16 protein-coding genes and 1 tRNA gene are annotated in these 15,814 nt (G+C 47.5%); 3 read left to right on the top strand and 14 right to left on the bottom strand.

Going from position 1 to position 15,814, the window contains the following annotated elements:
• Positions 1-44: 44 nt before the first annotated feature.
• Both ICN24_RS05620 and ICN24_RS05615 read left to right on the top strand, forming a co-directional pair.
• The gene (locus ICN24_RS05620; RefSeq protein ID WP_216859888.1) at positions 45-1,259 is read left to right on the top strand and encodes a cupin domain-containing protein; all 1,215 of its coding nucleotides are present in this window, start codon (positions 45-47) and stop codon (positions 1,257-1,259) included.
• Between the two features lie 114 nt (positions 1,260-1,373).
• Positions 1,374-1,544 (top strand): hypothetical protein, encoded by a 171-nt coding sequence (locus tag ICN24_RS05615; protein ID WP_191904673.1) that lies wholly within the window; start codon positions 1,374-1,376, stop codon positions 1,542-1,544.
• Between the two features lie 70 nt (positions 1,545-1,614).
• Here the strand turns inward: ICN24_RS05615 and bamC are convergent, their stop codons facing one another.
• The 9 genes from bamC to ICN24_RS05570 all read right to left on the bottom strand — a co-directional run bounded on the left by bamC (position 1,615) and on the right by ICN24_RS05570 (position 13,041).
• Positions 1,615-2,760 (bottom strand): outer membrane protein assembly factor BamC, encoded by a 1,146-nt coding sequence (bamC, locus tag ICN24_RS05610; RefSeq protein ID WP_216221917.1) that lies wholly within the window; start codon positions 2,758-2,760, stop codon positions 1,615-1,617.
• Positions 2,757-3,629, bottom strand: a complete 873-nt coding sequence (gene dapA / locus ICN24_RS05605) for a 4-hydroxy-tetrahydrodipicolinate synthase (protein ID WP_216221916.1) — start codon at positions 3,627-3,629, stop codon at positions 2,757-2,759. The genes bamC and dapA overlap by 4 nt, the downstream gene beginning before the upstream one ends.
• A gap of 77 nt (positions 3,630-3,706) precedes the next feature.
• Positions 3,707-4,270 carry a bifunctional 2-polyprenyl-6-hydroxyphenol methylase/3-demethylubiquinol 3-O-methyltransferase UbiG gene (locus ICN24_RS05600; protein WP_216859887.1) on the bottom strand — a complete coding sequence of 188 codons (564 nt, stop codon included), beginning with the start codon at positions 4,268-4,270 and terminating at the stop codon, positions 3,707-3,709.
• 8 nt (positions 4,271-4,278) lie between these two features.
• A complete protein-coding gene (locus ICN24_RS05595) occupies positions 4,279-5,481 on the bottom strand; it encodes a tryptophan--tRNA ligase (protein WP_216221914.1) in 1,203 nt (400 codons plus the stop codon).
• Between the two features lie 31 nt (positions 5,482-5,512).
• Positions 5,513-6,364 (bottom strand): 3',5'-nucleoside bisphosphate phosphatase, encoded by an 852-nt coding sequence (locus ICN24_RS05590; RefSeq protein ID WP_216221913.1) that lies wholly within the window; start codon positions 6,362-6,364, stop codon positions 5,513-5,515.
• 9 nt (positions 6,365-6,373) lie between these two features.
• Positions 6,374-7,477: a cell division protein ZapE gene (zapE, locus tag ICN24_RS05585; protein WP_216221912.1), complete on the bottom strand. Its 1,104-nt coding sequence runs from the start codon at positions 7,475-7,477 to the stop codon at positions 6,374-6,376.
• Entirely contained in the window at positions 7,478-8,914 is a 1,437-nt protein-coding gene (lpdA, locus tag ICN24_RS05580; RefSeq protein WP_216221911.1) for a dihydrolipoyl dehydrogenase, read from the bottom strand.
• Positions 8,915-8,926: 12 nt separating this feature from the next.
• Complete coding sequence (odhB, locus tag ICN24_RS05575) at positions 8,927-10,141, bottom strand: 2-oxoglutarate dehydrogenase complex dihydrolipoyllysine-residue succinyltransferase (protein ID WP_216221910.1); 1,215 nt, start codon at positions 10,139-10,141, stop codon at positions 8,927-8,929.
• Between the two features lie 44 nt (positions 10,142-10,185).
• Positions 10,186-13,041 carry a 2-oxoglutarate dehydrogenase E1 component gene (locus ICN24_RS05570; RefSeq protein WP_216221909.1) on the bottom strand — a complete coding sequence of 952 codons (2,856 nt, stop codon included), beginning with the start codon at positions 13,039-13,041 and terminating at the stop codon, positions 10,186-10,188.
• A gap of 279 nt (positions 13,042-13,320) precedes the next feature.
• On the opposite strand from ICN24_RS05570, the gene ICN24_RS05565 reads away from it, so the two are divergent.
• A complete protein-coding gene (locus ICN24_RS05565) occupies positions 13,321-14,040 on the top strand; it encodes an excisionase family DNA-binding protein (protein ID WP_255532574.1) in 720 nt (239 codons plus the stop codon).
• Positions 14,041-14,094: 54 nt separating this feature from the next.
• Here ICN24_RS05565 and ICN24_RS05560 read toward each other — a convergent pair whose 3' ends face one another.
• The 5 genes from ICN24_RS05560 to ICN24_RS05540 form a co-directional block, all read right to left on the bottom strand.
• Complete coding sequence (locus ICN24_RS05560) at positions 14,095-14,379, bottom strand: H-NS family nucleoid-associated regulatory protein (RefSeq protein ID WP_216221908.1); 285 nt, start codon at positions 14,377-14,379, stop codon at positions 14,095-14,097.
• 217 nt (positions 14,380-14,596) lie between these two features.
• Entirely contained in the window at positions 14,597-15,016 is a 420-nt protein-coding gene (locus tag ICN24_RS05555; RefSeq protein ID WP_216221907.1) for a PaaI family thioesterase, read from the bottom strand.
• A 28-nt stretch (positions 15,017-15,044) separates the two neighbouring features.
• Positions 15,045-15,121, bottom strand: a tRNA-Pro gene (locus ICN24_RS05550).
• 25 nt (positions 15,122-15,146) lie between these two features.
• Entirely contained in the window at positions 15,147-15,497 is a 351-nt protein-coding gene (locus ICN24_RS05545; RefSeq protein WP_216221906.1) for a MerR family transcriptional regulator, read from the bottom strand.
• Positions 15,475-15,798, bottom strand: a complete 324-nt coding sequence (locus ICN24_RS05540) for an integration host factor subunit alpha (RefSeq protein ID WP_216221905.1) — start codon at positions 15,796-15,798, stop codon at positions 15,475-15,477. Before ICN24_RS05540 ends, ICN24_RS05545 begins: the two co-directional genes overlap by 23 nt.
• Positions 15,799-15,814 lie beyond the last annotated feature (16 nt).

The raw sequence follows: 15,814 nt of genomic DNA, 5'->3' as shown, positions 1-15,814 counted from the left end.
TTTAATGGGTTAGCACTAGCCTTTACTTTATAGGTCCATTTTACTTGAGCACGCCATATCAACCCCCACAAGCACCTCAAAACCTGCCTTTAAACAAGCCTTGGGCCTTATTTGGTGGATTGAGTCCCGCACAATTTATGCGAGCTCACTGGCACAAAAAACCCCTGTTGGTACGTGGCGCTATTCCTGCATTCAGACTTTCAGCAGAGCAAGGTATTCCTTTGGCTAGCCCAATTTCCTATGCCGAGCTGGTTGCTTTCGCCAATCAAGAAGAACTTGAGTCGCGCCTTATTCGCTCCAAACCATGGCGCTTTGACCATGGACCCTTTCTGAGTAAATCCATTCCAAAAGCAGACAAACCTGAATGGACTTTATTGCTGCAGGGGATGGAGGCACACCACCCTGCCGCCGCAAAGATTCTGTCTTGGTTTCGATTTATTCCCGATGCGCGCCTTGATGATCTGATGATAAGCATTGCAGGAATCGGCGGTGGAGTTGGGGCCCATTTTGATTCGTACGATGTTTTTCTCATCCAAATGTCAGGCAGAAGACAGTGGCGCATCTCTGAGCAAAAAGACTTAAGCCTGAACCCGAATTTACCGCTGAAGATTTTGCAAAATTTTGAATGTGAGCATGAGTGGGTTTTAGAGCCTGGAGACATGCTGTATTTGCCACCGCATGTGGCCCATGATGGCATCGCCTTAGATGCTGGCTGCCAGACTTGGTCTGTTGGCTTTCGCTCACCAAGCTACAAAGAATTATTGCAAGAGGGTTTGTGGCGGCTCGCCGAATCGCTTGAAGCCATCCCTGAGCTAGAGCGCAAATTTGCAGACCCTAAACAAATGGCTACTGCTCATGCCGAGCAACTTCCGCAAGAACTGATAGACCAACTCCAAGCCCAACTGGAGAAGCTCAAATTGCATCAAATTGACGGCTTCCTACCCGGCATTAGCGCTTATTTATCCGAACCCAAGCAGCAAGCCTTTTTTGACGGTCCTAAGAACCCTCTCAAGCCAGCCGCCTTTTTGCGAAGGTTGGGCACCTCCCCCTTGCTAGCCCACCCCCAAACCCGCATTTTGAGCCTTAAAAAGCAGGTTTTTTGCAATGGTGAGGATATGACGCTCAAACAGCGCCCAGAAATCATCCGGGTCTGGGCGAGTTTGGCAGCCCACAAAAAGTACCAAGGTGGCGGACTCACCAAGGTCGAAGGAACTAGCCTTTATGAAGCCTACCTGGCAGGTTGGCTAGTTTTTGGCTAAGCCCTTGGCAGGTGGATATAATAATTACAGGAAATTACCTAGGGATTTGCCCTTGGTTTCTCCGACAACAATTATCGATAATTGGTGTTTAATTTTTTTAAGAGGAAATTACAAATGAAGAAGTCACTCGTATTCGCTGCAATGTTAGCTATCGCTTTGGCCGCTTGCGGTAAAAAAGAAGAAGCAAAACCTGCTGAAGCTCCTGCTGCTGCTCCTGCTGCTCCTGCTGCTGAAGCTCCTGCTGCTGCCGCTCCAGCTGCTCCTGCTGCTGACGCTAAGAAGTAATCTTCTTCTTGAAGAAAAAAAGCCGCTGCAAAGCGGCTTTTTTATTTGCGCTCAATTTGCGCAGTACAAACTATCGAGTGAGTTGCTCAGTTAACAAAGTTAACAATTGCAAACCGGCTGGACTATTTTCAGGCTTACCATTCGCATCCTGAACATAGACGTTCGCACTATTCTCGCCAGTGCTCTTCACGATAACCTGGTATTTCTTCGCCTGCAACTTAGAATCATCTTTGCTACTAAAGAGATTTGTGAAGAACCCTTTGGAATCGCCAACATCTTTTGCATTAACGTAACGAACAAAATACACGCCGTCAGAACGATTGCGATCTTCAACGGTGAAGTTCGAGCGATCCAAGGCCAAACCAACATCACGCCATGAGCGATCAAAGCTGGTGCTTAGCTCAATATAGCCCTGGTTATTACCTTCCTGTACGAACTTCGCCTTAGGTGTCTTTGGTCCTAGAGGTGCAGCCACCAGGGCTTTAGCCTGCTCTTGAGTCATGCCCAAGCGTTCCATCAAGCGCGCCAAGAAAACTGCTTCTAACTCTGGGTCATTCGGACGGGCAGTCCAAATCGTAGAAATACATGCGCCTGTATTGTCAGTTACACACTTCTCGATGGCACCTTTATGGGTAATATAAATCTCAGTTTCACCAGGCTTGGCGAGTTCAAGACGCGTTTTATATTTATCGCGCTCACCTGTGTCATAGGCTGAATCAATCGCGCCACTCAAAGTTGAGCGAATAAAGTCTTGTGGAATCTTGCCGCGATTTTCCGCCCAATCCGTTTCCATAATTCCAGTGGATGGCGAATCTACCAGCAACAAGAAACCATTTTCTTGCCAGAAATCTTTGACTTGCGGATAGAGCTCAGTAGCGGGTTTATCAACCACCAACCAACGGCGCTCACCATCACGCGCAATACGCATGCCCGGAATTCCGGTCATCACATTGCTGCGCATTTGAGTGCTCTTTTTCAAAGCTGCGTTGTATTCGGACATCGTCGCAGTACCATCTTGCACAATGTATCGGCGATCTGCCTGAGCAGTAATGAGGTCAGGCGGATAGGCTAAATTGGGGCCCTTTACAGCGCCGGAGCTTTTGTAATCTACCGTGTCATTGCTGGTGACGCTTTTGCATGACGTTAAGAGCAATGCCACGAGAAATAATGCCGTAATCGATAACGATTGACGAGATACAGAAAACGCTTTGATCATAGTAGGTTCGCCTGTTTCAATGCAGCCTTCAAGGGCTCTCTTAAGGAGCTGCTCAAAGGGGTTAAGGGCAAACGAATGCCGGCAGTGATCTTGCCCATCTCATGCAGGGCCCATTTCACTGGAATTGGATTGGCTTCAGTAAACATTGCTTTATGCACTGCGAGCAATTGATACTGGATTTCACGCGTTCTTTTAACTTCATCTGACATAGCTGCAACACATAGCTCATGCATCAAGCGCGGTGCCACGTTTGCCGTGACAGAAATATTACCTTTGCCTCCCATCAACATCAACATCGCAGCAGTTAAATCATCACCTGAGAAAACCGCAAAATCCGCATGGCCAGCACGCTTGAGGTCAGCCATTAAAAGCGTGCCGCGCTCTAGGCTACCGGTAGCATCTTTGATGCCGATCACACCAGGAACACCAGCTAAGCGCACCACCGTCTCACCTGCTAAATCCGCAACGGTGCGACCAGGCACGTTATACAAAATCACCGGCAAATCAACAGACTCAGCAATTTTCTTGAAGTGAGCATACATACCCTCTTGGGTAGGCTTGTTGTAGTAAGGCACTACTTGCAAGCTGGCATCTGCACCCACTTTTTTTGCAAACTCGGTTAATTCAATCGCTTCTGCAGTGGAATTACCACCAGTACCAGCAATCACTGGAATGCGTCCTGCGATGTGCTCTACCGTGACACGAATTAGCTCGCAATGCTCTTCCACCGAAACGGTCGGAGACTCACCACTGGTCCCCACAATCACAATGCCATCCGTGCCTTCGGCTACATGCCAATCGAGCAAGGATTTCAAACTGGCGTAGTCCAAACTGCCATCGTCAAACATTGGCGTAACAATAGCTGGCATGCTGCCAGAAATGGTCTTTTTACTACCTTTGGATTGGGCTGTATTTGTCACCGAACGTATACCGTTTTAGAGCTGTCTTAAGCTTGAAATTGTAACGGAATGTGCCCTTTTGACCCGTCTTTTAGTGCGCACAGGCGCTGAACCATAGCTGGTTTGGGCTCATTCACATAAATATCCTCATATGCCAGAACTTTCAGGCCATGCCGGGCCGCCAAAGCCAGCAATTCCCCCGGTTTTAGTAGGAAATTTGGGTTAGACGGTTTGCCAAATTGCGCATTGCCCTGGGCGAAAGTTTCATAAATCAGGACCCCGCCCTCAGAGAGCATTTCCGGCAAGCGGTCTAAGTGAGGACGGTAGAGGTAATTGGTAACCACAATCCCCTCACAGGAGACTTGCGCAAGCGGCCATTCCTCCAGCTCCAGATTCATGGCTTTGGGGGTAATTGAGGCATGAGTGCTTTGTTCAATAGCGGCTACATCCTGATCCACTGCCAATACTGTGTATCCCAGTTGTGCCAACAGATGGGAATGTCGACCGCCACCACACGCCAGATCCAATACCAAACCACCTTCAGGAATGTATGCAGCAAATTGCTTCACCCAAGGTGAAGCAATTAACTGAGCATCATGTAAAGCTGGCAAGCGCTTCCTTAATCGTACGCCAGGCCCATTGCTTCACGGACCTCGCGCATCGTTTCTTGAGCAACTTTACGTGCCTTATCGCAGCCATCGGCAATGATGGAGCGCAGCAAACTTGGATCATCCAAATACTTTTGCGCACGCTCAAACATCGGCTGTTGTTCGGCCAAAATAGCGTCAATCACTGGTTGCTTACACTCGAGACAACCAATGCCGGCTGATTTACAGCCTTGATCAACCCACTGCTTGGTCTCCTCATTAGAGTACACAGTATGCAATTGCCATACTGGGCAACGCGCAGGATCGCCAGCGTCAGTCCTTCGTACTCGCGCAGGATCTGTAGGCATAGTGCGAATCTTTTTGATGACGTCTTCGGGCTGCTCACGAATGCTGATCGTGTTGCCATAGGACTTGGACATTTTTTGACCATCAATACCGGGCATACGCGATGCTGTCGTCAATAAAGCTTGGGGCTCAGGCAGAATAATTTTGCGAGCACCCTCTAAGAAACCAAATAAACGCTCACGATCGGCCATCGAGAGACTTTGCGCTTCTTGCAACAAAGCCTTAGCCTGCTCTAGCGCTTCATCATCACCGCGCTCCTGAAAGGCTACACGCAATTCGAGATACATCTTGGCGCGTTTACTACCTAACTTCTTCACCGCTTCAAGCGCCTTTTCTTCAAAACCTGGCTCACGACCATACAGATAATTGAAGCGGCGGGCCACCTCGCGGGTCATCTCTACGTGCGGCACCTGATCTTCACCAACCGGCACATGTTGTGCGCGGTAAATCAAAATATCTGCAGCCTGGAGCAAGGGGTAACCCAAGAAGCCGTAGGTTTGCAAATCCTTTTCTTTGAGCTTTTCAATTTGATCCTTATAGGTCGGCACACGCTCTAACCAACCTAATGGAGTGCCCATTGACAGCAATAGAAACAGCTCAGCATGCTCAGGGACTTTGCTCTGAATAAATAAAGTCGCTTGATTCGGATCTACACCCGCAGCCAACCAATCAATCACCATATCCCATACAGACTGCTCGATCACATCAGGCGTTTCATAATGGGTTGTTAAGGCATGCCAATCAGCAACAAAGAAAAAGCATGGGTATTCCGATTGCAAACGCACCCAATTTTTTAATACGCCATGATAGTGACCAAGATGCAAATTGCCCGTAGGCCGCATACCAGAGAGAACACGTTCAGCAAACATCGTTTTTCTTTATCTTTATTGTGAATTTAAATTAATGAAACGCAGTCCATACCGGAGTCAAATGCTCTGGCAAAAGGGGCAATACACCTAAGTCGATGTGACTTTCATTAGGGTCGTGGAAGTCTGAGCCTCTGGAGGCTAAGAATCCATACTGCTGGGCAACCTTCCCATAGGTTTTGTACTGATCTGGGCTATGGCTGCCTGTAATGACCTCAATACCAAGGCCACCGATGTCTTTGAAATGCTTGAAGAGTTCATCCATCTGTAGCGCACTCAATCTACTGTAGCGACCCGGATGAGCAATCACGGCTACGCCGCCTGCCGCCTTAATCCAAGCAACCGCATTGTCCAAGCTAGCCCATTGATGGGGCACATAACCCGGCTTGCCTTCGATTAAATAATTTTTAAATACCTGCTCTGTATTACGACAGATCCCCTGCTCAACCAAGAAACGAGCAAAGTGTGTACGAGAAATTAATTGATGATTGCCCGCAAAATGGAGTGCGCCCTCATAGGCACCAGGAATGCCTGCCTTGAGCAATTGCTCTGCCATCAGTTGTGCACGGTTACCACGCCCTTCACGAGTCAGACGCAAGCCCTCAATAATGCCAAGGTGGTTTGCATCAATACCCAGACCAACAATATGAATTGTTTCACCCATCCATGTGACAGATATTTCTACACCAGCCACATAATCCATCTGCAACGCACTAGCAGCAGCACGCGCACGCTCTTGACCGCCTAGCTCATCATGATCGGTTAATGCCCATAAATGAACACCATTGGCTTTGGCTCGTTCAGCCAAGGCTTCAGGCGTCAATGTGCCATCAGAAACAACTGAATGGCAGTGCAAATCGGCATTAATGGTGGAAAAGCTGGTCATGACCCTATTTTAGGTCAAGCTGGTGTCAATTACCCGCCGCGGGGCATCTAAGTAGTCGCGGGACTGCATCTCAATGAGGCGCGAGACGGTTCTGGAGAATTCGGCGGTAATTTGCCCTTCGGTGTACAAATCAGGGGCAGGAACCTCTGCCGAGATAATCAGTTTGATTTTATGGTCGTAGAGCACGTCAATGAGCCAAATAAAACGTCGTGCCTCGTTAGTCATTCTGGGCGGCATATACGGCACGCCAGACAAAATCACTGTATGAAACTGCTTGGCGATCTCTAAATAGTCATTTTGTGAGCGTGGGCCACAGCATAGCGTTTGAAAGTCAAACCATACCACCCCGTCAGCCATATGCAATGGCTTGAGCTCACGCGATTCAATATTCAAGACCGGCTTTGAGGTTTCTTGCTGATTACCAATCAAGGTCCTAAACATTTGCTCAAGGGTCGCGTGCGTTTGATCATTTAATGGCGTTAGATAAGCCTCAACCTGCTCCATCTGAACGCGTCGGTAGTCGTTGCCCGCGTCGACGTTCAGAACATCGAGCTTTTCTTCTAACAGCTTGATCGCCGGCAATAGACGATCGCGATGCAAACCATTTGGGTAGAGTTGGTCGGGCCGGTAGTTTGATGTCATCACAAACTGCACGCGATCAGCAAATAAAGCGCTGAGCAAGCGGTACAAAATCATGGCATCTGCAATGTCATTGATATGAAACTCATCAAAGCAAATTAGGCGATAGCGCTTAGCAATTCGCTTGGAGAGCTCATCTAATGGATCAGATAAGCCGGAGAGCTCATGGAGTTCGCGATGGACTTCACGCATAAACTCATGAAAATGGATGCGTACTTTCTTTTCTAACGGTGAAGCTGCATAAAAGCAGTCCATCAAAAAAGATTTGCCGCGACCTACTCCACCCCACAGGTACAAACCGCGTGGCAGAGTTGGCTTAAATATTTTTTTCTTGAGATTGTTGCTGCGGATTTCTTTATAAGCAATCCACTCATCTTCACATTTTTGTAGACGCTCAACAGCACGAAGCTGCGCGGGATCGCTGTGATACCCGCGCGCTTTTAATTCTTGCTGGTAATACTCAATGGTTTTCAATTACATATTGAGTGCGCGTTGATCTGTCGCTAATGCCGCTTCGCGCATCACTTCTGACAAGCTTGGATGCGGATGACAGATACGTGCAATATCTTCTGCTGCTGCTTTGAATTCCATGGCTACTGCAGCTTCAGCAATGAGGTCTGAAGCGTTTGGTCCGATGATGTGTACACCGAGGATTTCGTCGGTCTTTGCGTCTGCCAATACCTTCACAAAACCATCCGCGCGGCCCATGCCCAAAGCACGACCATTGGCCGCAAATGGGAATTGACCAGCTTTGTATGCCACACCAGCCTCTTTCAAGGCCTGTTCGGTTTTACCTACCCAAGCAATTTCTGGATCGGTATAGATCACCCAAGGAATGCAGTTGTAATCAATATGCGGTTTTTGGCCAGCAATTACTTCAGCAACGAGAACACCTTCGTCCTCTGCTTTATGAGCCAACATTGGTCCACGCACTACGTCTCCCACAGCGTAAACGCCAGGAGCTGTTGTAGCACAGGTATGGTCATCAATTGGAATAAAGCCACGCTCATCCACTTTGAGGCCGATCTTATCCAAACCTAATTTATCGGTGTTTGGAACGCGACCAACGGAAACGATCAAGCGATCACATTCCAATTTGGCAGCTTTGCCAGCGCTATCGGTGTAATTGACCACAACACCCTTTTTATCCGCTTTGACATCACCAATCTTGACGCCCATATTGATGTTTAAGCCTTGCTTAGTAAAGAGCTTTTGCGCTTCTTTCGCAATGCTTACATCACAAGCAGCTAAGAATGAAGGCAATGCCTCGAGTACGGTCACTTCAGAACCTAAGCGACGCCATACAGAGCCCAGCTCCAAACCAATGACGCCAGCACCAATCACACCCAATTTCTTCGGCACTGAATCAAACTTCAAAGCACCTTCGTTGTCACAGATCAGCACGTTATCAACAGGCAAGCCCGGCAAGTGACGCGCTTTTGAGCCAGTAGCAATAATCACGTTCTTTGCAGTAACGGTTTCTTTGTCTTTGCCATCAATCTTAACTTGATAGCCATCGGCGCCCTTGCCTTCAAATGAAGCATGGCCTTTTAACAAAGTAATTTTGTTTTTGCGGAACAGATACTGAATGCCACCAGTCATCTTGGTGACGATGTCATCCTTACGGGAGACCATCTTCTTAGAATCAATGCTGACTGAGCCAACCTTGATGCCATGATCAGCAGCATGATGACCAATCTTCTCGAACTCTTCGGAAGATGCCAGCAAGGCTTTAGACGGAATACAACCGACGTTTAAGCAAGTGCCGCCTAAGCGTGGCTCACCTTTAGGATCATCATAGCTATTAGATTCTGCGCAGGCAACCTTAAAGCCGAGTTGCGCAGCACGAATTGCGGCGATGTAGCCACCAGGGCCACCACCAATTACCAGTACATCAAAAGCTTGGCTCATGATCTTCCCTTCTTACAAATCAAGGAGGAGACGTGAAGGATCTTCTAAGGCATCCTTCATCGCAACCAAACCAAGCACAGCCTCACGACCGTCAATAATGCGGTGGTCGTATGACAAGGCGAGATAGTTAATTGGACGCACTACTACCTGGCCGTTTTCTACTACAGCACGATCTTTAGTAGCGTGGATACCCAAAATTGCGGATTGAGGCGGGTTAATGATTGGAGTAGAGAGCATGGAGCCGAATACACCACCGTTAGAGATAGAGAATGTACCGCCAGTCAACTCTTCAATTGACAATTTACCTTCACGCGCTTTAGTGCCGAACTCGGCAATCTTCTTCTCAATGTCAGCCAAATTCATTTGATCAACGTCACGCAGAATAGGTACTACCAAGCCACGTGGTGAGCTCACGGCGATACCAATATCAAAGTAGCCGTGGTAAACGATGTCATTACCATCAACAGAGGCATTGAGTAATGGGAATTTCTTCAAAGCATGTGTCGCTGCTTTAACAAAGAAAGACATGAAACCCAATTTCACGCCATGGGTCTTTTCAAACTGATCTTTGTATTTGTTGCGCAATGCAATTACTGGACCCATATTGACTTCATTGAAGGTAGTCAAAATGGCATTGTTCGCTTGGGACTCTAGCAAACGCTCAGCAATACGAGCACGCAAGCGGCTCATTGGAACACGCTCTTCTGGACGATCGCCAGTTGGAATCGGTGCGCTTGGTAATGCAGCAGATTTTGCAGCGCCAGCAGAAGCACTTAATGCATCGCCCTTAGTGATGCGGCCATCGCGTCCAGAACCTGCAACTTGTCCAGCATCAACACCCTTCTCCGCCAAAATCTTAGAGGCTGAAGGTGATGCAGCAGCGCCAGAAGCTTTCGCAGCAGGAGCAGCAGCCTTAGCTGGGGCAGCGGCTGCAGGAGCTGCAGCTGGTGCAGGTGCGGCAGCAGCAGGTGCTGCGGCTGCAACAGCAGTGCTATCAATCTTGGCGATCAATTGCTCTGCTACTACTGTGCCACCATCGGCAACAACGATTTCTGTCAATACACCAGCTGAAGGCGCAGGCACTTCTAGCACAACCTTGTCAGTTTCAATTTCAATCAAGATCTCGTCTTGACCGACAGCATCGCCGACTTTCTTTTTCCACTGCAATAAAGTTGCTTCGGCAACTGACTCGGAGAGCTGGGGAACTTTAACTTCAAAAATAGCCATGATTAATCCTGTTTATCTATATGTATGTTGAGTAATGAAAACGATTATTTCGTGATCACGTAACCTTTTAATTTGGCAAATGCCGCATTGAGAAGAGACTTTTGCTGCTCTTGATGTAAATGAGCGTAACCGCATGCTGGTGAGGCTGATGCAGGGCGACCTGCATAACCCAACTTCATGCCATCAGACATGTTTTCCAAAATATTGTGTTGCACGAAGAACCATGCACCTTGGTTTTGTGGTTCATCTTGACACCAGACAACCTCTTCCAATTTTGGATATTTTTTCAACTCAGCAGTCAATGCTTTATGCGGGAATGGGTAGAGCTGCTCTAAGCGAATAATGGCGGCATCGCCAATCTTCTTCTCAGTACGCTGCTTAACCAAGTCGTAATAGACCTTACCGGAGCACATAATCAAACGGGTGACCTGTTTTGGATCAATCGCCTCATCACGCTCACCAATAATTGTCTGGAAGCCACCCTTCGTAAATTCTGACAAAGGTGATGCAGCTTCTTTATTACGCAGCAATGATTTTGGTGTCATCAAGATCAGCGGCTTGCGGAACTGACGAATCATTTGACGACGCAGTACGTGGAAGATCTGCGATGCAGTTGTAGGCTGAATCACTTGCATATTGGTATCGGCACACAATTGCATGAAGCGCTCAAGACGTGCGGAGGAATGCTCTGGGCCTTGACCTTCATAACCATGCGGCAACATCATGACTAAACCATTAGCGCGACCCCACTTCACTTCTCCAGAAGCGATGAACTGATCAATAACCACTTGAGCGCCATTGGCGAAGTCGCCGAACTGGGCCTCCCAAATCGTCAAGGTGTTTGGCTCAGCTGCAGCGTAACCATATTCAAATCCGAGCACCGCTTCTTCAGAAAGAATCGAGTCAATCACCACAAATGGAGCCTGATCTTTGGTGACGTGCTGAAGAGCGATATAGGTGCCGGTATCCCATTTCTCACGATTTTGCTCATGCAACACGGCATGACGGTGAGTAAAGGTACCGCGTCCACTATCTTCGCCAGAGAGGCGTACTGGATAGCCGCTAGCAACTAAGGAAGCAAAAGCCATGTGCTCGCCCATACCCCAGTCCACATTGACGTCACCACGACCCATCGCCGCACGATCGTTGTAAACCTTGGCAACCAATGGGTGAGCCTTAAAGCCCTCTGGAATTGTCGAAATCTTTTCAGCCAAACGTTTCCACTCTGTCAAAGGAATCGCAGTATCCGCTTCATCGGTCCACTTCTTATTCAAGAAAGGCGACCAATCTACAGCGAACTTGCCTTTGAAGTTACTCAAAACAGGATCAGAAGTTTGTTTACCCTCGTCCATGGCAGCGCGATACTCTTTGACCATGAGGTCGCCAGTACCTACAGGCAATACACCCTGAGCTTCGAGTTTGTCTGCATAGAGTTTGCGAGTACCTGGGTGGGCAGCAATGATCTTGTACATCAATGGCTGCGTCATAGCAGGTGTGTCTTGCTCGTTATGGCCTAACTTACGGAAGCAGATGATGTCTACCGCAACGTCCTTATGGAACTTCATGCGGAACTCAACGGCTAACTTAGTTGCTAATACAACCGCCTCAGGATCATCACCATTCACGTGCAGTACTGGCGCATCCACTATCTTCATGATGTCAGTACAGTACAAGCTAGAACGCAAATCGCGTGGGTCCGAGGTCGTAAAACCAATTTGGTTATTAATCACCACATGCAGTGTGCCACCAGTGGAATATCCGCGCACTTCTGACATTGCCAAGGTTTCTTGCATCACGCCCTGACCTGCAATCGCAGCATCGCCGTGCACCAAGATCGGCATTACTTGCTCGCCCAACATATCGCCACGACGCTCCATACGAGCCCGTGCAGAACCCTCTACTACTGGGTTAACGATTTCTAAATGGGATGGGTTAAATGCTAAAGACAAGTGGACAGGACCGCCTGGAGTGGAAATATCACTGGAGAAACCTTGGTGATATTTCACGTCACCTGCAGGTAATGTCTCAGGACCTTTGTGCTCAAACTCGGCAAATAAATCTTTTGGCATCTTGCCCAAGGTGTTAACGAGTACGTTGAGACGACCACGGTGGGCCATGCCAATCACGATCTCTTGTACGCCTTTGTTACCAGCGTCACGAATCATCTCGTCCATACAGGCGATGAAGCTTTCACCACCCTCTAATGAGAAGCGCTTTTGACCAACATACTTAGCCTGGAGGTAACGCTCAAGGCCTTCAGCGGCCGTTACGCGATCAAGAATCTGACGCTTCTCTTCCACATTGAACTGTGGGGTTGAGCGAATGGACTCTAATTTTTCTTGCCACCATTTTTTGATCTTCTGATCAGCAATAAACATGAACTCGACACCAATCGTGCCGCAATAGGTTTCACGCAATGCCTGCAGCAAATCGCGCAGGGTCATTTCATTTTTGCCAAAGAAGGTATTACTGGTATTGAAGACGATATCCATATCGCCATCAGTAAAGCCATAGAAAGCGGGATCTAACTCAGGAATGTCCTGGCGCTCCGTCCGCTTTAATGGATCTAAGTTTGCCCAGCGGTTGCCAACGTTACGATACGCGGCGATTAACTGCTGAACAGCAACGCGTTTGCGGCCCATCTCTGAGTCAGCCGAATCAGAAATCGTTCTGATCGGACCTTGCTTAGCACGCTCAGCAAAGGACGCAACAATCGGGCCATGTGCGATATCAGTTCTAGAAGAACCATCCACAGCCGGGACTTGTTTCACGTTATCGAAATAATCTCGCCAATGATCCGCTACGGAAGCGGGGTCGTGCAAGTAGGATTCGTAGAGTTCCTCTACGTAGGGGGCGTTTCCGCCGAAGAGATAGGAATTATCTCTTTGATCCTGCATCATGATGCTCACCTTTCATCGGGTTTCCCGAATAAAAACTGTGGTTATAACCATCCGTTACACGGCTGTACCGTTTCACGAATTGCTCTGTGCAAATACTGGTACTACGACAGTAATTTAACACGATTGACCATAGCTCTATAAAGGGCTTTCCCTGATTTTGAGGGGCTTTGGGGTATTTCCCTAGGAATTAAAAATGAATAAGAACTTTCCTACCCCGCTTTCAAGATTTACGGACAGATTCATTGAGATTTGATTTTTATTCTCTAAATCTTCAAATGCATGAATCAAATGAAGGGAAATATGAAAGCAATTACCCCAGAAATGGAATATCTCAGCACCCGACAAAGCGCCAAGGTTTTGCAGGTCTCCCTGGGAACAGTCCAGAAAATGGTTGAGCTCGGTGAATTAATCGCCTGGAAGACCCGCGGCGGCCATAGACGTATTCTTGCGAGCTCACTGGAACAGCAACTGCAACGCAGAAAACGGGCAATGCGTCAGAAAACCACGCAAAACTGTATAGCCATGGGTATATTCCGGCGCTCGGAAAATAGCGAAGAGTTATTACAGGCTATTCAAGACTGGCAACTCAAAGTCGATATGGAGGTCGCCGTTGATAGCCTAGAGGGCCTCATGAAGACGGTATCTATTGCCCCGGATCTGATCTTTCTTGATGCCCTGATCCCTCCAGTTGAGCAGGTACATTTGATCCATTATCTTAGTAAAAACAAGGACACACAGAGGATACCTATTCTAGTAGATGAAGGATTTATTAAGCTCCATCCCGGGGTTGTAACCTTAGCAGATGAAAACAATGGCAACAAACCCCATCTGACTGAAAGCATCAAAAAAGAGTTAGAAAATGGCCTAATCGACCTCAATCCAATGATTATTGGCTATCCAGCAACCAACCCAGACTTAGAAGGCAGCATCAATCCAGGTCAACGTCATGAGCTATTAGAACCCCTCTTCATGGAGGCGCTATCCCGTAAGTGCGCTTAAGAATGATAAAGGCCGCATCTGCGGCCTTTGTTCAATACTAGGAAAATCAATAGCTTAGATCAAATAGCTACTACGATCTCTTCCCTCGATCCACTTAGGAGCCTTACCGCGGCCCGTCCATGTTTCACCAGTAGCTGGATTGCGATACTTAGGAGCCACCTTGCCACCGGCCGACTTACCACCCGCCTTACGGCTGAATAAATCGGATGCGGATAGGTTGTATTGCTCAATAATTAACTTAGCCTTAGCAATGCCATCTGATTTTTCACGTGCAATCGCTTCTTTAATTTGCTTATCTAATTGTTCGCGTTGAGCTAAAAGCTCTTTATAAGAAGACATCAAGGGGTTTCTCCAAATAATAGGTTTGAATTATGGGAAATAGACAGTAAATAATCTATTTCAAATCGTTATTATATATTTGAATTAATAAACTAATAGGTATTAATTTATTGAGCTATTAACCATTATTAATCAATGGTTTATGGTAATTAAAGATAATCAATCAGCATAATCATTATAAATACTATTATTAATTATGCTTATTCAAATCCCGGCATTACCTTCTCAGCGCAAAAGTGCCGCTTGCTTTGGCCGTAATCTCCCCAGCCTCATTCAGAGCAACAGCTTCACAGTATTGAATGGATTTACCGGCCTTTAATAAAGTGCCCTCCACTACGATTTTTCCCACGCTTGGACGCAGAAAACTAGTGCTCATATCGATCGTAATGGCGCCCAACTGATGATTTGATGCCGTTCTGGCTGCCGCACCCATGGCAAAGTCCAACAGGGTCATGATGAGGCCGCCTTGAGCCACGTGAAAGCTATTGGTGTGCTCTGGCCTTACGGTATAACTGATGCGCACCTTCCCTGCTTCAGCAAACTCTGGAACAACACCCAGATGATCCAAAAATGGAATATCTAAACCAAAGTACAGAGTTCTATTGTGATTTTGAGAATTGGGGTTAGGTGTATTCATATTGAAATGTATTAAAACATTAAATGAATGGTCGGGGCGAGAGGATTTGAACCTCCGACCACATGCACCCCATGCATGTACGCTACCAGGCTGCGCTACGCCCCGACGAAAAACAAAATTGTATCAGCAACTATTTGGACAGAATCTGCAGAACAGCTTGCAATTCTTCGCGCAAACGGAGCTCGCCACGCGCCTCTTCCAAGCGGTTGCGGGCACCGCTGATAGTGAAACCTTCTTCATATAACAATGAGCGAATCTTGCGAATCAGGACGACTTCGTGATGTTGATAGTAACGACGATTGCCGCGGCGTTTTTGAGGGCTCAGTTGTGAGAACTCTTGCTCCCAGTAACGCAATACATGAGAGCGGACTCCACATAAGTCAGCAACCTCACCGATGGTGAAGTAACGCTTAGCGGGTATTGGGGGAAGTTGAGAGCTCAGCAGAACTGAGCTGGCATCAAACTCGGTTTTCTCGAGCATGTGACTCCACTACATCTTTAAGCTTTTGACTGGCGTGAAAAGTAACTACACGTCTAGCCGCAATCGGAATCATTTGACCTGTTTTGGGATTTCGGCCAGGGCGAGCCGATTTATTGCGCAACTGAAAATTACCAAAACCAGAGATCTTCACTTCTGTGCCGGATTCAAGAGATTGGCCAATGCGATCAAAAAAAGCATCAATCATATCTTTGGCTTCACGCTTGTTCAGACCTACCTGATCAAAAAGCGCTTCAGATAACTCATTCTTCGTTACGGTGTCGTTAGAAATTAGGTCGCTCATGGCTTGAATCTTTTCT

The organism is Polynucleobacter sp. UK-Kesae-W10 (assembly GCF_018881575.1).
Classification (GTDB): Bacteria; Pseudomonadota; Gammaproteobacteria; order Burkholderiales; family Burkholderiaceae; genus Polynucleobacter.
The sequence above is the reverse complement of the archived record's forward strand: the minus strand, read 5'-3'. Positions and strand labels throughout refer to the sequence as shown.